Here is a 20,335-nt window from a genome sequence, read left to right as displayed (position 1 = left end):
AGCACAAGAGCCTGTCCTGCCCGTGATGGCGTCAGTCTGATCGAGTCTGCGGTCCCCTCCAGCCAATTCCACCTTCGGGTGATAAATCTTTAACCGCTGTCACATCTCGCCGAATTTCGACACGTCAAAACTGACGAGAGTCTGTTTTTCGTCAGTAAAACACCCGCTTTTCGGCCTTAACATCAGGGAATACCCACATCAGAAACATGGCATAAAAGATGCATTACAGTGATGTGACCGCATTCGTGCGTATTGTTTAACTGGAGCGAAACCGATGAAAAAAGTCGTCACGGTTTGCCCTTATTGCGCATCAGGCTGCAAGATAAACCTGGTCGTCGATAACGGCAAAATCATCCGGGCGGAGGCTGCGCAAGGCAAAACCAATCAGGGGACGCTTTGCCTGAAAGGCTATTATGGCTGGGATTTTATCAACGATACCCAGATCCTGACGCCCCGTCTGAAAACCCCTATGATTCGCCGCCAGCGCGGTGGCAAACTGGAGGCCGTCTCCTGGGATGAGGCGCTGAACTATGTCGCGGAGCGCCTCAGCGCCATCAAAGCGAAATATGGCCCGGATGCCATCCAGACCACCGGTTCTTCACGCGGTACGGGTAATGAAACCAACTATGTGATGCAAAAATTCGCACGCGCCGTTATTGGCACCAATAACGTCGACTGCTGCGCTCGCGTCTGACACGGCCCATCGGTTGCAGGTCTGCACCAGTCGGTCGGTAATGGCGCCATGAGTAATGCCATCACAGAGATTGATAACACCGATCTCGTGTTTATCTTCGGGTATAACCCGGCAGATTCACACCCTATTGTGGCGAATCACGTGATTAACGCCAAACGCAATGGGGCGAAGATTATCGTCTGCGATCCGCGCAAAATTGAAACCGCGCGCATTGCCGACATGCACATTGCGCTGAAGAACGGCTCGAACATCGCGCTGCTCAACGCCATCGGGCATGTCATTATCGAAGAGGATCTTTACGACAAATCCTTCGTCGCCAACCGTTCTGAAGGCTTCGAGGAGTATCGCAAAATCGTCGAAGGCTATACGCCTGAATCGGTAGAAGCGATTACCGGCGTCAGCGCCCGGGAAATCCGCGAATGCGCCCGCATGTATGCGAACGCCAAATCCGCCGCGATCCTGTGGGGCATGGGCGTGACCCAGTTCTATCAGGGCGTGGAAACCGTACGGTCGCTGACGAGCCTCGCGATTCTGACCGGCAACCTCGGCAAGCCGAGCGTCGGCGTTAACCCGGTACGCGGGCAGAATAACGTCCAGGGCGCCTGCGACATGGGCGCGCTGCCGGATACCTATCCGGGTTACCAGTACGTCAAGTTCCCGGAAAACCGCGAGAAATTCGCGAAGGCCTGGGGCGTGGAGAGCCTGCCGGAACACACCGGCTATCGCATCAGCGAGCTGCCGCACCGCGCGGCGCACGGCGAGGTTCGCGCCGCTTATATCATGGGGGAAGATCCGCTGCAGACCGATGCAGAGCTGTCCGCTGTGCGTAAGGCGTTCGAGGATCTGGAGCTGGTTATCGTCCAGGACATCTTTATGACCAAAACCGCCTCGGCGGCCGACGTCATTTTACCGTCCACCTCCTGGGGCGAGCATGAAGGGGTGTACACCGCCGCCGACCGCGGCTTCCAGCGCTTCTTCAAAGCCGTTGAGCCGAAGTGGGATCTCAAAACGGACTGGCAGATTATCAGCGAAATCGCCACCCGGATGGGCTATCCGATGCACTACAACAACACCCAGGAAATCTGGGACGAGTTGCGTCATCTGTGTCCGGATTTCTACGGCGCGACCTACGAAAAAATGGGCGAGCTGGGCTATATCATGTGGCCATGCCGCGATGCGTCCGACGCCGACATGGGCACCTCTTACCTCTTTAAAGAGAAGTTTGATACACCAAATGGCCTCGCGAAGTTCTTCACCTGTGACTGGGTTGCCCCTATCGATAAGCTCACCGACGAGTACCCGATGGTGCTCTCGACGGTGCGCGAGGTCGGCCACTACTCCTGCCGCTCTATGACCGGCAACTGTGCGGCGCTGGCGGCGCTGGCGGATGAACCGGGCTACGCGCAAATCAATACCGAAGACGCGGCGCGTCTGGGTATTCAGGATGAAGCGCTGGTGTGGGTTAACTCGCGTAAAGGCAAAATCATCACCCGCGCGCAGGTCAGCGATCGCCCGAACAAAGGCGCGGTCTACATGACCTACCAGTGGTGGATTGGCGCCTGCAACGAGCTGGTGACGGAAAACTTAAGCCCGATTACCAAAACGCCGGAGTACAAGTACTGCGCCGTTCGCGTGGAGCCCATTGCCGACCAGCGTGCCGCCGAGCAGTACGTCATTGATGAATATACGAAATTAAAATCCCGGCTGCGTGAAAGCGCGTTAGGATAATATCCCGTAATTCATTGATAAATATAAAAGGGGTGATTCATTCACCCCTTTTATTCATTCAGTCTTCTTCACCCCCTTTCCAGGAAAAAAACGTGTCTTTCTGCACAGTAAGGTATTAACGCAGCCGTTTTATTCTTCGTGTTCGCCATTTATACTGCGCGCAACTGTTTTGATGACGATAAAAAATGAAACGCTTCTTTTTGCTTTTATTTCTCCCATTGCTGGCCCACGCCGATGAGATTGGCACACAGTACAAAGCCCAGGCCGAAGCTGGCGACAGGCGCGCGCAATACTATCTTGCCGATACCTACCTGAGCTCCGGCGATGAAACCCAGGCTCGCTACTGGGCGGAAAAAGCCGCGCAGAACGGCGATGCCGATGCGCTGGCACTGTTGGCGCAGATGACGCTAAAAACCAGTTTCCCGCAGGCGCTGACGCTGGCGCAGCAGTCGAGCCAGGCGGGCAGTAAAGCCGGGGAAATCATCCTGGCGAGGATTCTGGTCAACGATCAGGTGGGCAAAACGGACTACCCGCAGGCCATCGCGCTGCTGCAAAAAGCCGCCGAGGATGAGGAAAGCGACTCAGCGGTCGACGCGCAGATGCTGCTTGGCCTGATTTACGCCAACGGCGTTAACGTGACGCAGGACGACGATAAAGCCACCTTCTGGTTCAAACGCAGCTCGTCGCTCTCGCGCACCGGTTATGCCGAATACTGGGCGGGCATGATGTTTGAGCTGGGGGAGAAGGGATTTATCGTGCCGAATAAACAAAAAGCGCTGAACTGGTTTAACGTCAGCTGTACGGAAGGGTTTGATACCGGCTGCGAGGAGTTCGACCGCCTGAGCGGCGAATAATCTGCCGGGCGCGCCTGAGCGCCGCCCGGCAGATCACGATTAGCGATTGGCCGTTTTATCAAAACTTCCGAGCATTTCGCGCTCATAGGCCTGCGCTTTTTTACGGTCGAACTTGTGTTCCCACTTGGCGATCACCAGCACCGCCAGCGCGTTACCCACCACGTTCAGCGCCGTACGCGCCATATCAAGGATACGGTCGACACCAGCGATAAACGCCAGCCCTTCCAGCGGGATCCCGACACTGCCCAGGGTCGCCAGCAGCACCACGAAGGAGACGCCCGGCACCCCGGCGATCCCTTTCGACGTTACCATCAGCGTCAGCACCAGGATTATCTCCTGGCCCAACGACAGGTCGATACCGTACAGCTGCGCAATGAAGATAGCGGCGATACTCTGGTAGAGCGTTGAGCCATCGAGGTTAAAGGAGTAACCCGTCGGCACCACGAAGCTGGTGATCGACGCCGGAGCGCCGTAGGCTTCCATCTTCTCAATGATGCGCGGCAGCACGCTCTCTGAGCTGGCGGTGGAGTACGCCAGAATCAGCTCATCTTTCAGGATGCGAATCAGGATCCAGATACTCAGGCCGCACATCCGCGCCACCAGCCCCAGCACCACCAGCGCAAAGAACAGGATGGCGGCATACACCAGGATGACCAGCTTCGCCAGCGGCCACAGCGAGGCGAAACCAAAGTTAGCCACGGTCACCGAGATCAGGGCGAAGACCCCCACCGGCGCATAGCGCATCACCATATGGGTGACTTTGAACATGGTTTCAGAGATAGAACGGAACACCGTGACCAGCGGTTCGCGGTGACCGGCAGGCAACGACGACAGCCCAAGACCAAACAGCACCGAGAAGAAGATGATCGGCAGCATATCGCCCTTCGCCATCGAGGCCACAATGTTGGTCGGCACTAGCGACAGAATCGTGCCAATCAGGCCATGAGCATGGCTTTGCACATCCGCCGTGGTGCTCTGGTATTTAGAGATATCCACGGTCGCCAGCTGCGACATATCAATCCCTGCGCCGGGCTGGAACACGTTGGCCAACGTGATCCCCAGCACAATGGCCACCGTGGTGATCACTTCGAAATAGATAATGGTTTTCACGCCGATACGGCCCAACGCCTTCGCATCGCCGACCCCGGCGATACCAACCACCAGCGTAGAGATAACAATGGGCACCACGATCATTTTAATCAGATGGATGAAGATGTCGCCGGCCGGTGATAAGAGGTTGATGACCAGCCATTCGCGGCTATCGCTATGGTAGTGCAGATAGCTCCCCAAAAGAATTCCCAGCACCAGCGCCAGCAGAATCTGCCAGGCCAGGCTGACTTTCGCTTTTTTCATAACTACAGACTTCCTCGATACAGAACGCCATTCCGCAAGCGGATGGCTCCCTCGGAACAGGGGGGTGGATTGTGTTGCGTTTGTTTGCAGGGTTTTTTAACGCGCAGTATCAGTACCACCTGCATGGCATTCTGCGCAAGTCTTAAGGAATCGTGCTTTTTCCTAAGTTAGCGTGGGATATCGCGAATTTCAGCCAAATATCAAAAATAACTGATTGTTATAGAAACAGTTTTTTTATAAATAAATCTATAAATTCATTAAGGTAATTATTTGTCTTCAAAGATTCATTTGATTGATTTTCATACCATACAGTCAATGCGTGATCTGCCGCCCAAATAATAAACAAAGCTGTCAAAACCTCTTCAATTAACGTTTTAGAGACATATTATTAACATCTTGCAAGGAGAAAAAAAGCCATGAGCCAAATACATAAACACCCTATTCCCGCTCCGATTGCGGAACACTGCCTGATTAACCCGGAACAGTACAAGGCGAACTACCAGCAGTCCGTCACCGATCCTGACGCCTTCTGGGGCGAACAGGGTAAAATCCTTGACTGGATGACCCCTTACACGAAAGTCAAAAACACCTCTTTTGCCCCAGGCAACGTCTCGATCAAATGGTATGAAGACGGCACCCTGAACCTGGCAGCCAACTGCCTCGACCGTCACCTGGCCGAACGCGGTTCGCAGACCGCCATCATCTGGGAAGGCGACGACGCCAGCCAGAGCAAACACATCAGCTATCAGGAACTGCACCGCGACGTCTGCCGCTTTGCCAATACCCTGCAATCGCTGGGCATTAAAAAAGGCGATGTTGTCGCTATCTATATGCCGATGGTCCCGGAAGCGGCTGTGGCGATGCTGGCCTGCGCGCGCATTGGCGCCGTGCACTCGGTGATTTTCGGCGGCTTTTCGCCGGAAGCGGTCGCCGGGCGCATCGTTGACTCCAGCTCGCGTCTGGTCATCACCGCAGACGAAGGTCTGCGCGCCGGGCGGGCGATCCCACTGAAGAAAAACGTCGACGACGCGCTGAAAAACCCGAACGTGAAAAGCGTTGAACACGTCATTGTCCTCAAGCGTACCGGCGGCAACATCGCCTGGAACGACGGCCGCGACCTGTGGTGGAGCGACCTTATCGACAACGCCAGCGACCAGCATACGCCGGTGGAAGTGAACGCCGAAGACCCGCTGTTTATCCTCTACACTTCCGGCTCGACCGGGAAGCCGAAAGGCGTGCTGCACACCACCGGCGGCTACCTGGTGTATGCCGCCGCCACCTTTAAGTATGTCTTTGATTACCATCCGGGCGATATTTACTGGTGCACCGCCGACGTGGGCTGGGTCACCGGCCACAGCTACCTGCTTTACGGGCCGCTGGCCTGCGGCGCCACTACCCTGATGTTTGAAGGGGTGCCGAACTGGCCGACACCGGCGCGCATGTGCCAGGTCGTTGATAAGCATAAGGTCAACATTCTCTACACCGCGCCGACGGCGATCCGCGCGCTGATGGCCGAAGGCGATAAAGCCATTCAGGGCACCGACCGTTCATCCCTGCGTATTCTGGGCTCCGTCGGCGAGCCGATTAACCCGGAAGCCTGGGAGTGGTACTGGAAGAAAATCGGCAACGAGAAGTGCCCGGTGATGGACACCTGGTGGCAGACCGAAACCGGGGGCTTCATGATTACCCCGATGCCGGGCGCGACGGAGCTGAAAGCCGGTTCGGCGACGCATCCGTTCTTCGGCGTTCAGCCTGCGCTGGTGGATAACGAAGGGAATCCGCTCGACAGGGCGACCGAGGGCAACCTGGTCATCACCGACTCCTGGCCGGGCCAGGCGCGTACGCTGTTCGGCGACCACGAGCGCTTTGAGCAGACCTATTTCTCGACCTTCAAGAACATGTACTTCAGCGGCGACGGCGCGCGCCGTGACGAAGACGGCTACTACTGGATAACCGGGCGCGTCGACGATGTGCTGAACGTGTCCGGCCACCGTCTGGGCACCGCCGAGATTGAATCCGCGCTGGTCTCGCATCCGAAAATCGCCGAAGCCGCCGTGGTGGGCATTCCACACAACATCAAAGGACAGGCCATTTACGCCTACGTCACGCTGAATCACGGCGAAGAGCCGTCACCAGCGCTGTACGCCGAGGTGCGCAACTGGGTGCGTAAAGAGATTGGCCCGCTGGCGACGCCGGACGTGCTGCACTGGACCGACTCGCTGCCGAAAACCCGCTCCGGCAAGATAATGCGCCGTATTCTGCGCAAAATCGCCGCCGGGGACACCAGCAATCTGGGCGATACCTCGACGCTGGCGGATCCTGGCGTCGTGGAAAAACTGCTGGAAGAAAAGCAGTCCATCACCATGCCGTCATAACGGCATATTCCCCCACCGTCCTCTCTCCCGTACAGGAGAGAGGACCGTACCGCGTTCTGATTTGCATAACAAAAACACTACCCAAAGAAACCTCTGGAGACTCTGTGATGAATGAAGATATTTGTCAGCAGATAGAAGATAGTGCGCATTTCAGGGAGTTAGTTGAAAAACGGCAACGGTTTGCCACCCTTCTGTCGATCATTATGCTGGTTATTTATGTTGGCTTTATCCTGCTGATCGCGTTTGCCCCTGGCTGGCTGGGTACCCCGTTGCACGCGGGTACCACCGTCACCCGAGGGATCCCCATCGGTATTGGCGTGATTGTCATTTCGTTTTTGCTGACCGGCGTGTACGTCTGGCGGGCGAACGGTGAGTTTGATCGTCTTAACCAGGCCGTTCTGCGCGAGGTAAAAGCATCATGAAAAAGCTTCTGACGGCGCTTGCCGCCACGCTGCCCCTTGCGGCTAACGCCGCCGACGCCATTACTGGCGACGTGCAGCGCCAGCCGACCAACTGGCAGGCGATCATCATGTTCCTGATTTTCGTCGCGTTCACCCTGTACATCACCTACTGGGCCTCCAAACGCGTCCGCTCCCGCAGTGATTACTACACCGCGGGCGGCAACATCACCGGCTTCCAGAACGGGCTGGCGATTGCCGGCGACTATATGTCTGCCGCCTCGTTTTTGGGGATCTCCGCGCTGGTGTATACCTCCGGCTACGACGGGCTGATTTACTCGCTCGGTTTCCTCGTCGGCTGGCCAATCATTCTGTTTTTGATTGCCGAACGCTTACGTAACCTCGGACGCTATACCTTCGCTGATGTGGCCTCGTACCGCCTGAAGCAGGGCCCCATCCGCACCCTTTCCGCCTGCGGCTCGCTGGTGGTGGTGGCGCTGTATCTGATTGCGCAGATGGTCGGGGCCGGTAAGCTTATCGAACTGTTGTTCGGCCTCAACTACCACGTCGCGGTGGTGCTGGTCGGCGTGCTGATGGTGATGTACGTGCTGTTTGGCGGCATGCTCGCCACCACGTGGGTGCAGATAATCAAAGCCATCCTGCTGCTGTTCGGCGCCAGCTTCATGGCCTTTATGGTCATGAAGCACGTCGGCTTCAGCTTCAACAACCTGTTTACCGAAGCCATGGCGGTTCACCCGAAAGGCGAGGCTATTATGAGCCCTGGCGGGCTGGTGAAAGACCCGATTTCCGCGCTCTCGCTCGGCCTCGGGCTGATGTTCGGTACCGCCGGTTTGCCGCATATCCTGATGCGTTTCTTCACCGTCAGCGATGCGCGTGAAGCGCGCAAGAGCGTGATCTACGCCACCGGGTTTATGGGCTATTTCTATATCCTGACCTTTATCATCGGCTTTGGCGCCATCGTGCTGGTCGGGGCGAACCCGGCCTTCAAAGATGCGGCAGGCGGGCTGATTGGCGGCAACAACATGGCGGCGGTACACCTTGCGGATGCGGTCGGCGGCAACCTGTTCCTTGGCTTTATCTCCGCCGTGGCGTTCGCCACTATTCTGGCGGTGGTCGCCGGGTTGACCCTGGCGGGCGCGTCGGCGGTGTCTCATGACCTGTATGCCAACGTGTTCCGCAAAGGCGCAACCGAGCGCGATGAGCTGAAAGTGTCGAAAATCACCGTGCTGGTGCTGGGTATTGTGGCGATTATGCTCGGTATTTTGTTTGAAAAACAGAACATTGCCTTCATGGTAGGACTGGCGTTCTCCATTGCCGCCAGCTGTAACTTCCCGATTATTCTGCTGTCCATGTACTGGTCGAAGTTAACGACCCGCGGCGCCATGATTGGCGGCTGGCTGGGGCTGCTGACGGCGGTGGTGCTGATGACCCTCGGCCCGACAATTTGGGTGCAGATCCTCGGTCACGAAAAAGCCATCTTCCCGTACGAGTACCCGGCGCTGTTCTCTATCGCCGTCGCGTTTATCGGTATCTGGTTCTTCTCGGCGACCGATAACTCTGCAGAAGGCGCTCGCGAACGCGAGCAGTTCCGCGCGCAGTTTATTCGTTCACAAACCGGTCTGGGCATTGCCCAGGGCCACTCGCACTAACCCACGCCTCCCCGGCCGCTGGCCGGGGAGCGTTTTCAGAACATCACCCAACTGACCAGCGGCGCGACCAACACCATCACCACGCCGGAAAGCATCATCACCAGGCTTGCCACCACGCCCTCTTGCGGCCCCAGCTCATAAGAGCGTGCGGTTCCCGCGCCGTGCGACGCGGCGCCAAACCCGGCGCCTTTGGCCATGCCTTCGCGAATAGCCAGACGCATAAACAGCATATCGCCGACCGCCATCCCGAAAACCCCGGTGACCACCACAAACAGCGCCACCAGCTCAGGCTGTCCGCCGAGCGGTTTCGCCGCCGCCAGCGCAAAGGGCGTGGTGACGGAGCGTACCGCGAGGCTGCGCTGAATCTCATCGGGCAGCGTGAACAACCGGGCAAGCCAGACGGAGCTGGTGACCGCCACGACGGTGGCGGTCACCACGCCTGCTGAAAGCGACATCCAGTGGCGCTTAATCACCGCCATATTGTCATAAACCGGCACCGCAAAGGCGATGGTCGCCGGACCCAGCAGCCACAGCAGCCAGTGCGCTTCGCCCATGTAGTTCTGGTACGAGATATGGCCGAACACCAGCATCAGCACCAGCAGCAGCGGCGTGAACACCAGCGGCATCAGCGGCAGTTTGCGAAAGCGGCGGTACAGCCGCTTATTGGCGAAATAGAGCCCGAGCGTTATCACCAGACACAGTACGCTAAGCTGAAAATTACTCATGGTTGAGCCTGCGCAGTTCGTAGCGATAGACCTTATCCACCACCCAGGCGGTCGCCCCCAGCACCATTAGCGTGCTTAGGCCAATCACCAGCATGATCCGCCAGCCATCGACCATCAGCAGCTGCGCATAATTCACCACCGCCACCACCGCAGGTACAAAGAACAGCAGCATTTCCGCCAGCAACCAGCGCGACCCGGCGCGCACCCACTTCAGGGGAACGATACGACAGACAATCAGCGCCAGCATCAGCACCATACCGACGAGGTTCGCGGGCAGCGGCAGATGCCCCCATGCCACCAGATGTTCCGCCAGAATAAACAACCCGGCATACAGCAGTACCTGAACCGGAACCTGAAGATGATGCAAAACGGCAGGCGTTACGCGCCCTGAGGCCACAGCCATGAAAGGAATTCCCAAAAAAAGTGAAGGCGCTCAGTATAGTGAGCCCACGCGGGTGACTGAAATGAATTAAAATCATTGAGGGTATAGTTTCGAGGAATAGTTATGGATATCAGAACGCTGCGTTACTTTGTCGAGGTGGTTCGCCAGCAGAGCTTCACCCGGGCGGCAGAGAAGCTGTTTGTGACGCAGCCAACCATCAGCAAGATGCTGAAAAATCTGGAGGATGAACTCAACTGTATCCTGCTTATCCGCGATGGCCGCAAGCTACTGCTGACCGATACCGGTCGCGTCGTGTTTGAACGCGGGCTGGCGATTCTGGCTGAATTTCGCCAGCTTGAGGCCGAGCTTAGCGACATTAACCATCTCAACAAAGGGCTGCTGCGGCTCGGCATCCCGCCGATGGTCGGCATGATGATGGCCGGGCCGATCGGCCTGTTCCGCCAGCGCTATCCAGGCGTGGAGCTGAAGATTTCGGAATTCGGCGGCCTGACGGTGCAGCAGGCGGTCATGAACGGCGAACTGGATCTGGCGCTGACCGCCCTGCCGGTGGATGACGAAAGCGGCCTGACGACGCAGCCCCTGTTCCGCCACCCGCTGTGCGTGCTGGTGCCGCGCTCCGGCGAATGGCTGACGGTAGACACCCTCAGTCCGGCGCAACTGGCCGAACATCCGCTGCTTATCTATAACGAAGACTTCGCCCTGAGCCGCCAGCTGATGCAGCTGTTTACTCAGCATGGCGTTAAGCCGCGCATCGCGGTACGCAGCGGACAGTGGGATTTTCTCGCGGCGATGGTGCAGGCAGGCGTGGGTATTGCGATTCTGCCGGAGCCGATTTGCCAGCGGCTGGACGCCAGAACCCTGCGCTGGATCCCGCTCGACAGCGAGCTGTACTGGCAGTTGGGGATGATCTGGCGGGAAGGCACCTACCTGTCGCACAGCGCCCAGGCGTGGCTGACGTGCTGTGAGGGGTTTTGGCCGCCGGAAAGCTGAACCCCTCCCCCGGCGCCCGGGAGAGGGAAAACGGAGCTTACTGCTCCTCAATCAGCAGCGCTTCGAGCAGATCGAGATCATGCAGCAGCTTTTGCAGCGTCTCGTTGCTTATTTGCCGGGTAGCGCGCAGGTGGTACAGCTCCCCGCGCTCAGAGCGCAGCGCCGCCAGGCGAAAACGCCGCTCAAGGCTCTCCTCCTGCATGGAGGTTTCCACATCATTACGCCCGTCCGCCCGACGGCGCAGGTTGCCGATAACGCGCGAACTGACCTCGGTCAGCAGCTGGTTATCGATATTTTCCAGGGTATCGGAGGACAGGCGCTCCTCCATCTTCTGGATAGCAACAATCGCCACCTCCGCGGTTGCCGCACGCGCCAGCCGCTCCTCTTTATGCTGCTGCGAGTGGTCCGCCACGTCGATGTGGCGCAGCAGAATCGGCAGCATGATCACGCCGACAAACAGCGAAAAGAGGATAACGCCCGCCGACAGGAACACCAGCTCGTAGCGCGCCGGGAACACATTGCCGTCCGGCAGCAGCAGCGGGATGGAGAGCACACCGGCCAGGGTAATCGCCCCGCGCACACCGGCAAATGCGGCAATCAGCAGCTCGCGGGTGGTCCAGGAACCAAACTCCATCGGCTTTCGGTGCAAAAAGCGCAGACTGAATCTTTTCATCGTCCACAACCAGCCGAAACGCACCAGGATCAGCGCGCCGTAGATAAGCAGAATATCGGCAAATAGCATCCAGGTTTCGACGTTCGGGTCGGCCTCCGCCGCCACCAGCGACATCTCCAGAATCCCCGGCAGCTGCAGGCCCAACAGCAGGAAGACCATGCCGTTAAAGACGAACTCCAGCATCGCCCACGTGCTGTTTGCACGTAAGCGCATCGCCAGCGGCGCCGTACGCATCACGCCGGAACGGGTGATGGTCATCCCCGCCGCCACCGCCGCCAGGATGCCGGACACGCCGATGTGTTCCGCAATCAGGTAGGAGGCGAACGGCAGCAGGAACAGCAGGACGATTTGCGTTGCCGGTTCATCGCCGCCCCAGCGGCTCAGGAAACGCATTGAGCGCCCGTACAGCCAACTGACGATAAAGCCCGCCAGGATGCCGCCAATCGCCACTTTGAAAAATTCAACGGCCGCGCCGCCGACGGTAAACGCCATCGTTCCCATGGCGACCGCCACGGCGAACTTCAGCGAGACCAGGCCGGACGCGTCGTTCATCAGCGCCTCGCCCTGCAAAATCCCCATGATTTTCTTCGGAATACGTCCTTCGCCGACGATGCCGGAAAGCGCCACCGCATCGGTCGGCGACAGCACCGCCGCCAGCGCGAACGCCGGAATAAGCGGAATGCCCGGCACCACCCAGTAGATGAGAAAGCCGATGCCGACCACCGTCACCAGCACCAGCGCCAGCGCGAGGCCGAAGATCTCTCGTCCATGTTCAAGAAATTCGCGTGTCGGCGTTTTCCAGCCGTCGGCAAACAGCAGCGGCGGGATAAACAGGACGAGAAACAGCTCCGGGTCAAACTCCACATGCAACCCAAACGTTGGCCATGCCAGCAACGCGCCGACGGCAATCTGCATCAACGGAAGGGGTACCTGGAAGGGAAGAACGCGGGTGGCGACCCCGGACAGTGAGACCACGAGGGTCATGATGAGTATTGTGAAGAAGATTTCCATGCTATCCCTGTTTGCGATGTCTTATTTCTTATGCAGCGTCATGATGATACGCCCTCCAGCTTATCGCAAAGCACGACAGGATGTGCCCTAAAAAACAGGGGGGAAAGGATTGAAAGTAAAATCAGGGATGAATGAGCCTGATGAGAACCGCTAAACTCACGCCAGACACGTTGCCTCCTTCACAGGCAACCCGCCTCCCGGCGGGTCGGTTCTCTTGCCCTTCAGTGAAAATCCTCCAGGCTGACGATGCCCTGCGGCGTACGCAGCCAGCGCGGCGCATTCAGCGTTTCAGAAAAATAGCGCACCAGGTCATACAGCAGACTGCCAAACGCCCTTTCCTGCTCTGGCGCGAGGGAGCCGCTCATCAGCAGGTGTGTTAATGCCTGACACCACTCCGCCATCTGATCGGCCTCAGGTTCAAAGACGGGCATCGACGCAGGGAGTTCGGTCACGGTCAGGCTGTCGACAAGATGCGCCGGAACAGGGTCCAGCAACGTGGGCTGCAGCAGCGCAAGACAGGCAAAGAGCCTGCCGCACAGCGCCATCTTCAGCGGCGGGTCGTCGCATTCCACCAGCGCTTCAGCAAAGCACTCGCAGGTGTCGGCAAGCCGGGTAAAATCCGTGGTGTGGGTAAAGGGCGCGGTAAATAACGCCGGATCGAGGGTTGGGGTCATCGCCATAGTGGCAGCCTCCGATAAGGGATGTCTATCCCACCACCGGAAATGCTAATTTCGCGGGTGGCAGGCTGAACGGAGTTAGCATTACTGGCCTTATCGGAAACCAGCGCATCTGACGATGCCCCCGCTCAGCCCACCATTGAGATGAAGCAAAGCATACAACACACACGAAATGCGTTGTCGATAAGGTTTCCAGGATGCTAATCCCGACACCTGATGATGCAGGTGCCCAGGCAACATACTGCCGGACTTCCCCGACGACAATCCTTTCCCATGCGGTAAGCAGGGATATTATCATTTCTGGAATCATGTTCGCAAAAGCCCTGAAAGGGATGACATTCAGCGACATAAAACAAAAACGGGCGGCCGAAGCCACCCGTTACAGGAATGCAGAGCGTCAGACTTAGATAGCCCAGCCGCCCGCATAGAAGACAACCAGCGCCAGCGCGATGAGCACAGTGCCGATATTCAGTCGACGCCATTCGCCGGAGACAATGCGGCCAATCACCAGCGAGGCGAAGCCTATCATGATGCCGGTAACGATGTTACAGGTCAGCACGATGAAAACAGCGGTGATCAAGCCAGCCATCGCGTCCACGAAGTCGTTAAAGTCGATTTTCGCAACGTTGCTTAGCATCAGCAGACCGACGTACATCAGCGCAGGGGCCGTCGCGTAGGCTGGCACCAGATAAGAAAGCGGCGACAGGAACAGGATCAACAGGAACAGCACGCCGACGGTAATCGCCGTCAGGCCGGTTTTGCCGCCCGCCGCCGTACCGGCTGCCGATTCAATGTAGACCGCCGCAGGCGCTGCGCCGACCAGGCCGGAAAACACGCTGCTCAGGGAGTCGGTGGTCAGCGCTTTACCGCCGTTGATGATCTGGCCGTCTTTATCCAGCAGGTTCGCCTGGCCGGCCACCGCACGGATGGTGCCGGTAGCGTCAAACACCGCGGTCATCACCAGCGCCAGCACGCTCGGCAGCACGACCGGGTTCAGCGCGCCCATGATATCGAGGCTGCCAATCAGCGAATTGCCTTTGTCATCGCTTAGCGACGGCATGGCGAAGACGCCAGTGAAATGCACGTTCGGATCGAAAATCAGGCCGAAAACCGAGACGCCGATAATGGTCAGCAGAATACCGCCCGGCACCTTCAGCTTTTCCAGGCCGATGATTACCGCCAGACCCACCAGCGACATAATGACCGGGAAGCTGGCGAAGTGGCCCAGCGTGACCGGCAGGCCGTCCAGCGGGTTTTTTATCACCAGGCCCACGCCGTTGGCGGCGATGAGCAGCAGGAACAGGCCGATACCGATGCCGGTGCCGTGCGCAACGCCCTGCGGCAGGTTGCGCAGGATCCAGCTACGGATGCCGGTGGCGGAAATCACCGTAAACAGCACGCCCATCAGGAACACCGCGCCGAGCGCGACCGGAATGCTGATGTGCTGACCCAGTACCAGGCTGAAGGCGGTAAACGCCGTCAGCGAAATGGCGCAGCCAATCGCCAGCGGTAGGTTTGCCCACAACCCCATCACCAGTGAACCGATGCCCGCCACCAGACAGGTCGCGACAAACACAGCCGCAGGCGGAAAACCGGCTTTACCGAGCATGCCTGGTACGACAATGACGGAGTACACCATCGCCAGGAAGGTGGTTAAACCGGCGACGATTTCCTGACGAACCGTACTGCCGCGAGCAGAAATTTTAAACCAGGCGTCTAATGAACCGCCGGTACGCGCTGAAGGCGTAGACATAGCAAACATCCCCTGAGAGTTTTTTATCATCCGTCCGTCTGCGTGGTGGAGCATCCACTGTTAGTTAAGCGTCATCTCCAAATATGCTGCATCGCGGCAAAGGGGAGCCGCAAAAAGCAAACGATTAACTCCGCGCAGAAAAAAACGGTATTCAACGAGTGCCCTTCGACCTTTCTGGCTGGCAAAAACAGCGTCCGGAAGGCGTCGGGTAAAAAAGGCAAACGATTATCTGGCTTTTAGCAGGCCATTTTCAACTGATGTTTGCGCCATTTCGTTAAATTTCGCTTATGACGGCGAAGAAATCGACAACGTGTGCGCAAACGTTATCGTCAATGCGCAATCTGGCAACATTTTTGTGGTGGTTCATTTTCATTTCTGCGCTCTGTGAGATGGCGCACAGGTTCAGTTATTCAAAATAACGGACGAAGCTGGCGCCGTTTGCGGGAAAAGTTTTGCCGAAAAAATCACCCTTGCAGGTGGCAAATCCACCCGCAGGGAATAGAATTAAAGTGTCAGCACAATCCGGAACCTCCAACCCACATGTGATCTACTGAGGGGTGCTGATGTCGGGGGAGACCCTCCCGTGAACCAGCGGGATAGAGTGAAAGACAAAGACCGGGAAACACGAAAGCGCCCTCTGTGGCGCTTTCGTTTTATTCGTCATCCATAAAATGCGCGCCTGGGCCTTTTTCACCGAGCTTATCCCCCGGGTTGCGCAGCGGACAGTCCCGCCGCGACAGGCAGCCGCAGCCGATACAACCGTCGAGCTGATCACGCAGCGCCACCAGGGTGTGGATACGCCGGTCCAGCTCCTCGCGCCATTGGGACGAGAGGTGCTTCCACTCTTTTGCGCTGAGCGTATGGCCTTCAGGCAGAACGCCAAAGGCATCGCTGATGGTCGACAGCGGAATACCGATGCGCTGCGCAATCTTGATGATCGCCACATAGCGCAACACGTCGCGGCGGTAGCGCCGCTGGTTGCCCGCATTGCGGGTACTCTGAATAAGTCCTTTGCTTTCATAGAAATGCAGCGCCGAAACGGCAACGCCGCTACGCTTCGCCACTTCGCCGGGCGTCAGCAGCATTTTGATGCGGGGAGATTTCTTTTCCATAAAGCGCTTTACCTCAAGTTAACTTGAGGAATTATACTCACCCGCAGACAAAACGACGAATCGAGATTTGAGAAAGAGGCCGCTTATGTCCCATCACGATATAATTCAAACGCTGATTGAATGGATTGATGAACATATCGATCAACCGCTTAACATTGACGTAGTCGCCAAAAAATCCGGCTATTCAAAGTGGTATCTGCAGCGGATGTTCCGCACGGTAACGCACCAGACGCTGGGCGACTATATTCGCCAGCGACGGCTGCTGCTGGCGGCAGAAGCGCTAAGAACCACCCAGCGCCCTATTTTTGATATTGCGATGGATTTGGGGTATGTCTCGCAGCAGACCTTCTCACGCGTGTTCCGCCGCGAGTTCGATCGCACGCCGAGCGACTACCGCCATCAGATTTCGGCCTGAACGGCCTGCTGCGCCGGGCGCTGAAGCCACTGTATAAACTCCTGCGGTGGCATCGCCCGGGCAAAATACCATCCCTGACAGTACTGTACCCCGCGCTTGAGCAGCCAGGCGACCTGCTCGTCCGTTTCGACGCCTTCCGCAATCGCCCTGAGCCGCAGGCTCTGCGCCATCTCGATAATGTGCTCGACAATCAGGTGACTGGTGCTGTTGGTGGTGAGCGTATCGACGAACGATTTATCAATTTTCAGGATATCCACGTTCAACGCGTACAGGTTATGCAGGTTGGAATAGCCGGTGCCGAAGTCATCAATGGCCACCTCATAGCCCGCCTGACGAAACGCCTGGATCACTGGCGTGGTCTTCGGCACGTCGATAAAGCCCCGCTCGGTGACCTCGATTTTAATCTGCTGCGCCCGCACCCGGTATTGCCGCGCCTTCTCCGAGATTAATGAAATCAGCCGCGGGGAGTGAAAATCCGAGGCGGAAAGATTAATGGAAATAGACAGCTGCGGGTTGTTTTGCAGGAAAAAGCCCAGGTCGGTAAAGACGCACTCCACCACGTAGTCCGTCACCTGCTCGATAAACCCTTCTTTTTCCGCCAGCGGAATAAATTCCGCCGGGCTCATCACCGGGCCGTCAAAGCCGGGCCAGCGCAGCAGCGCCTCCGCACCGACGCACTGGTTGGTTCTGATATCGATAATAGGCTGATAGTGCAGGCAGAGTTGACGCCGGGTTAATGCCCGCATCAGCAGGCGCTGCGGCGCGTTGAACCGCTGCTGCGTACGCGACCACACCAGCAGAATCAGCACACTGCAAATCAGACCGAGCGGCAGCGTCAGCGTCGCCTGATGGCGGAAATTCTGGTAATAGCGCGCATTTGACGACGACACAATAATGGCGACAGGACGATGCGGCGAAAGCGCAATGGTATAAAACCGATCGCGGCGTTCAAACGCATAGTCGTTATCGCGGAGCAGCGATTTGAACGATGCCAGGTTTGCATTCTCACTGCCCGAAAAGAACTCATTCGTTTTTGTATCGTAAACACCGAACGCCAGGGACGCATCATCCGTAATCACCTCGCCATAAGAGAGCGGGTTAACCACGACGACGTATTGCCCTCGCTGCATATAGGTCATGTTATAGCCAGGATAGAACGGCGTATTGCGGTAATAATAAATGGCGACATCGGGTTTACGACGGTAATTGGCGGCAGGCATCACCCAGGGTTTATCCGGACGAACGGCGGTTGAGCATAAAAATTGGTCGTCGCTGGCATAAATTAAGTCAGCGACATATAAACGACCGCGAATAATATTCAGCATCTGTTGCTGATGTTGCGGGGTACAGATTTCACCGTGGTATTGCTCTGCCGCATCGTAGGCTAAGTTCGCCTGACGAATCACATGTTCCGTTTTCGCCAGCACCAGATGGGCGAACGTGCGCAGCTGAGCGTGCGTTTCCGCCTCGGCTCTGATGTGCGCGAACCCAAGCGCGAGCATCACGGGTAATAACACGACCGTGACAAGCCCAATCCCCCGTAGCATCTGACGTCGCGCACTACGATTCATTTCAGCTACATCCCTGCATTTTGCGCACTTGTTTTCCAGGCTGAATGCTTTTTTAACAGGGGATTACGTTGCATGAATCATTCAGTATTAGCAACTCTCTTTTTACAGCAAAATACACATATCAGATGATGATGATAATATGTGTCCGTAAGCCAAACTGAAAGCGAAGCCGACGTTTTCATTACGTTCATTATTAATTAAGTCAAAAAGATGAATGCTGTCTGAATTGCCAGCAGAAAATCCAGCCGCGTTTTCCTCACCGCCTTGTGGTGGTTTTCCGCCATTGACCGCACAAAAAGCCCGGCAATTCGCTGGTGAATAAAACACCAATCGTGATATAGTTCACACATTAAAATGAAACAGAGTTTTTTGTTTCATTAACTTATTGAATGCCAAACGATAGCCAGTCCTCCCCGTACAGGGAAGCAACAGCGCGCTATCTCCGGCACGTTTTCTCAGAAGGGGAGTTTCATGGCTTCAATTACCGCCAGCGTCGTGCTGCTGCGTTGGTCGCTGGTGAGCGCCGGGCTGATGTTTCTGGCCAGCACGCTGAATATCCAACTGCGTAAATCTGATTTAGCCGGTCTTGCTGTCATGAGCAACTGCCTCGGCATCGCGGCGGCATGCTGGTTCGCGACGGGCCTGCTCGGCATCACGCTTGTCGATATCGCCGCCGTCTGGGGTAACATCAAAAGCGTGATGATCGAGACGATGAACCAGATGCCGCCTGAATGGCCGATGGTACTGGCCTGATGACCCTGCGCCTCCTGCGGGAGGCGTTTTTTATCGTGAGTTCCCCCTCCGCCACGCGCCCTTTCCCCTACAGTTAGTCCTGTTTTGGCTAGAATAAAAAGATGCACCATGCGGAGTGCCACTCCATGAATGTCATCTCTTTGCAGCGATTCATCATCGCAAGCCTTACCTGCCTCACCACCCTGCTGCTCGTCGGCGCCGTTCGCGCAGCGCCCGCACCGGATAAGCCGCCGCCGCAAGAGGCGCGCGAAGCGCTGGAAGTCAACATGAACGACATGTTGAAACCCTGGAAAGGGGATCTTCCCGGCATGCTCGACAGGCGGGTGATCCGGGTATTAACAACGTACAGCAAAACCTTTTTCTTTATCGACAAAGGCACCCAGCGCGGCGCCACCCATGACCTGTTTATTGTGTTTGAACGCGACCTTAACACCCGGCTGGCAAAAGAGAACAAGCTGAAGCAGCGCCATCTCAAAGTGCGCATCCTCTTCGTTCCTGTCGCCCGCGATCAGCTCTTCACCGCGCTTAACGAAGGCAAAGGCGATATCGCCGCCGCCAACCTCACCATCACCCCCGGCCGCCAGATGCAGGTGACGTTTACCGACCCGCTCTACCCGAATGTGAAGGAACTCCTGCTTTCCGGCCCCGCCTCTCCCAACGTAGAGAACCTGGAGGAGCTTTCCGGTAAAACGGTTTTTGTGCGGCCCTCATCGAGCTACTACGAAAGCCTGACGGCGCTGAATGAACACTTTGCGAAAGAATCGCGCCCTCCGGTCATTTTGGAAGCGGCGCCGGAAGCGCTTGAAGACGAAGATCTGATTGAAATGCTGAGCGCGGGCCTGATTCCATTGATCGTCGTCGATCGTCATAAGGCCATTTTTTGGAAACAGGTATTTCCAAAAATTAAGATACACGAAAACATCGTGCTGCGTGATAACGCCAGTATTGCCTGGGCGGTACGCAAGGACAACCCGCAGCTGCTCGCGCTGCTGAATACCTTCATCAAAGATAACGGCCAGGGCAGCACGCTGGGTAATACCATCTTTCTGCGCTATCTGAAGGACGCTAAATACGTCAAAAATGCGGCGGCGGAGAAAGAACGGCGCAAATTCCTGGCGATGGTGGAGCTGTTCAAAAAGTACGGCAATGAGTATGACGTAGACTGGCTGCTGATGGCCGC

General features: G+C 57.0%; 17 protein-coding genes. 9 read left to right on the top strand and 8 right to left on the bottom strand.

Annotated elements, in window-relative coordinates; translation table 11 throughout:
* Positions 1-274: 274 nt before the first annotated feature.
* Positions 275-2,422, top strand: a complete 2,148-nt coding sequence (fdhF, locus tag JO226_RS11405; protein ID WP_293580988.1) for a formate dehydrogenase subunit alpha — start codon at positions 275-277, stop codon at positions 2,420-2,422.
* A 185-nt stretch (positions 2,423-2,607) separates the two neighbouring features.
* Positions 2,608-3,276: a tetratricopeptide repeat protein gene (locus tag JO226_RS11400; protein WP_293580986.1), complete on the top strand. Its 669-nt coding sequence runs from the start codon at positions 2,608-2,610 to the stop codon at positions 3,274-3,276.
* 39 nt (positions 3,277-3,315) lie between these two features.
* Here the strand turns inward: JO226_RS11400 and gltP are convergent, their stop codons facing one another.
* The gene (gltP, locus tag JO226_RS11395; RefSeq protein WP_293580984.1) at positions 3,316-4,629 is read right to left on the bottom strand and encodes a glutamate/aspartate:proton symporter GltP; all 1,314 of its coding nucleotides are present in this window, start codon (positions 4,627-4,629) and stop codon (positions 3,316-3,318) included.
* A 416-nt stretch (positions 4,630-5,045) separates the two neighbouring features.
* On the opposite strand from gltP, the gene acs reads away from it, so the two are divergent.
* The 3 genes from acs to actP all read left to right on the top strand — a co-directional run bounded on the left by acs (position 5,046) and on the right by actP (position 9,072).
* Positions 5,046-7,004, top strand: coding sequence for an acetate--CoA ligase (gene acs / locus JO226_RS11390; RefSeq protein ID WP_293580983.1), 1,959 nt, complete (start codon positions 5,046-5,048; stop codon positions 7,002-7,004).
* A gap of 107 nt (positions 7,005-7,111) precedes the next feature.
* Complete coding sequence (locus tag JO226_RS11385) at positions 7,112-7,426, top strand: DUF485 domain-containing protein (RefSeq protein ID WP_293580981.1); 315 nt, start codon at positions 7,112-7,114, stop codon at positions 7,424-7,426.
* Complete coding sequence (gene actP / locus JO226_RS11380) at positions 7,423-9,072, top strand: cation/acetate symporter ActP (protein ID WP_293580979.1); 1,650 nt, start codon at positions 7,423-7,425, stop codon at positions 9,070-9,072. Before JO226_RS11385 ends, actP begins: the two co-directional genes overlap by 4 nt.
* Positions 9,073-9,107: 35 nt before the next feature.
* Here actP and JO226_RS11375 read toward each other — a convergent pair whose 3' ends face one another.
* Entirely contained in the window at positions 9,108-9,797 is a 690-nt protein-coding gene (locus tag JO226_RS11375; RefSeq protein WP_293580977.1) for an LrgB family protein, read from the bottom strand.
* Positions 9,790-10,200: a CidA/LrgA family protein gene (locus JO226_RS11370; RefSeq protein WP_293580975.1), complete on the bottom strand. Its 411-nt coding sequence runs from the start codon at positions 10,198-10,200 to the stop codon at positions 9,790-9,792. Before JO226_RS11370 ends, JO226_RS11375 begins: the two co-directional genes overlap by 8 nt.
* A gap of 102 nt (positions 10,201-10,302) precedes the next feature.
* Between JO226_RS11370 and JO226_RS11365 the strand changes: the two genes are divergently transcribed.
* Positions 10,303-11,190: a LysR family transcriptional regulator gene (locus JO226_RS11365; protein ID WP_293580973.1), complete on the top strand. Its 888-nt coding sequence runs from the start codon at positions 10,303-10,305 to the stop codon at positions 11,188-11,190.
* Between the two features lie 37 nt (positions 11,191-11,227).
* Here the strand turns inward: JO226_RS11365 and JO226_RS11360 are convergent, their stop codons facing one another.
* The 4 genes from JO226_RS11360 to soxR form a co-directional block, all read right to left on the bottom strand.
* The gene (locus JO226_RS11360) at positions 11,228-12,874 is read right to left on the bottom strand and encodes a Na+/H+ antiporter (RefSeq protein WP_293580971.1); all 1,647 of its coding nucleotides are present in this window, start codon (positions 12,872-12,874) and stop codon (positions 11,228-11,230) included.
* Positions 12,875-13,095: 221 nt separating this feature from the next.
* Entirely contained in the window at positions 13,096-13,554 is a 459-nt protein-coding gene (locus tag JO226_RS11355; protein WP_293580969.1) for a hypothetical protein, read from the bottom strand.
* 400 nt (positions 13,555-13,954) lie between these two features.
* Positions 13,955-15,304 carry a guanine/hypoxanthine transporter GhxP gene (gene ghxP, locus JO226_RS11350; RefSeq protein WP_293580967.1) on the bottom strand — a complete coding sequence of 450 codons (1,350 nt, stop codon included), beginning with the start codon at positions 15,302-15,304 and terminating at the stop codon, positions 13,955-13,957.
* A 653-nt stretch (positions 15,305-15,957) separates the two neighbouring features.
* Positions 15,958-16,416, bottom strand: coding sequence for a redox-sensitive transcriptional activator SoxR (gene soxR / locus JO226_RS11345; protein WP_013368050.1), 459 nt, complete (start codon positions 16,414-16,416; stop codon positions 15,958-15,960).
* Positions 16,417-16,501: 85 nt separating this feature from the next.
* On the opposite strand from soxR, the gene soxS reads away from it, so the two are divergent.
* Entirely contained in the window at positions 16,502-16,831 is a 330-nt protein-coding gene (soxS, locus tag JO226_RS11340) for a superoxide response transcriptional regulator SoxS (protein ID WP_013368051.1), read from the top strand.
* Here soxS and JO226_RS11335 read toward each other — a convergent pair.
* Positions 16,816-18,402: an EAL domain-containing protein gene (locus JO226_RS11335; protein WP_293580964.1), complete on the bottom strand. Its 1,587-nt coding sequence runs from the start codon at positions 18,400-18,402 to the stop codon at positions 16,816-16,818. The genes soxS and JO226_RS11335 overlap by 16 nt on opposite strands.
* 471 nt (positions 18,403-18,873) lie before the next feature.
* On the opposite strand from JO226_RS11335, the gene JO226_RS11330 reads away from it, so the two are divergent.
* Together JO226_RS11330 and JO226_RS11325 are read left to right on the top strand one after the other, a co-directional pair.
* Positions 18,874-19,155: a YjcB family protein gene (locus JO226_RS11330; protein WP_293580963.1), complete on the top strand. Its 282-nt coding sequence runs from the start codon at positions 18,874-18,876 to the stop codon at positions 19,153-19,155.
* Positions 19,156-19,280: 125 nt separating this feature from the next.
* The coding region (locus JO226_RS11325) for a lytic transglycosylase F (protein WP_293580962.1) at positions 19,281-20,335 on the top strand (1,055 nt) is incomplete at its 3' end.

The organism is Pluralibacter sp. (assembly GCF_019237635.1).
Taxonomy (GTDB): Bacteria; Pseudomonadota; Gammaproteobacteria; order Enterobacterales; family Enterobacteriaceae; genus Enterobacter_B.
This window is presented reverse-complemented; position numbering and strand designations above follow the sequence as displayed.

Coding starts and splice junctions, on each gene's coding strand:
- JO226_RS11400 (WP_293580986.1), top strand. CDS start 2,608: ATGAAACGCTTCTTTTTGCTTTTATTTCTCCCATTGCTGGCCCACGCC.
- gltP (WP_293580984.1), bottom strand. CDS start 4,629: ATGAAAAAAGCGAAAGTCAGCCTGGCCTGGCAGATTCTGCTGGCGCTG.
- acs (WP_293580983.1), top strand. CDS start 5,046: ATGAGCCAAATACATAAACACCCTATTCCCGCTCCGATTGCGGAACAC.
- JO226_RS11385 (WP_293580981.1), top strand. CDS start 7,112: ATGAATGAAGATATTTGTCAGCAGATAGAAGATAGTGCGCATTTCAGG.
- actP (WP_293580979.1), top strand. CDS start 7,423: ATGAAAAAGCTTCTGACGGCGCTTGCCGCCACGCTGCCCCTTGCGGCT.
- JO226_RS11375 (WP_293580977.1), bottom strand. CDS start 9,797: ATGAGTAATTTTCAGCTTAGCGTACTGTGTCTGGTGATAACGCTCGGG.
- JO226_RS11370 (WP_293580975.1), bottom strand. CDS start 10,200: ATGGCTGTGGCCTCAGGGCGCGTAACGCCTGCCGTTTTGCATCATCTT.
- JO226_RS11365 (WP_293580973.1), top strand. CDS start 10,303: ATGGATATCAGAACGCTGCGTTACTTTGTCGAGGTGGTTCGCCAGCAG.
- JO226_RS11360 (WP_293580971.1), bottom strand. CDS start 12,874: ATGGAAATCTTCTTCACAATACTCATCATGACCCTCGTGGTCTCACTG.
- JO226_RS11355 (WP_293580969.1), bottom strand. CDS start 13,554: ATGGCGATGACCCCAACCCTCGATCCGGCGTTATTTACCGCGCCCTTT.
- ghxP (WP_293580967.1), bottom strand. CDS start 15,304: ATGTCTACGCCTTCAGCGCGTACCGGCGGTTCATTAGACGCCTGGTTT.
- soxR (WP_013368050.1), bottom strand. CDS start 16,416: ATGGAAAAGAAATCTCCCCGCATCAAAATGCTGCTGACGCCCGGCGAA.
- soxS (WP_013368051.1), top strand. CDS start 16,502: ATGTCCCATCACGATATAATTCAAACGCTGATTGAATGGATTGATGAA.
- JO226_RS11335 (WP_293580964.1), bottom strand. CDS start 18,402: ATGAATCGTAGTGCGCGACGTCAGATGCTACGGGGGATTGGGCTTGTC.
- JO226_RS11330 (WP_293580963.1), top strand. CDS start 18,874: ATGGCTTCAATTACCGCCAGCGTCGTGCTGCTGCGTTGGTCGCTGGTG.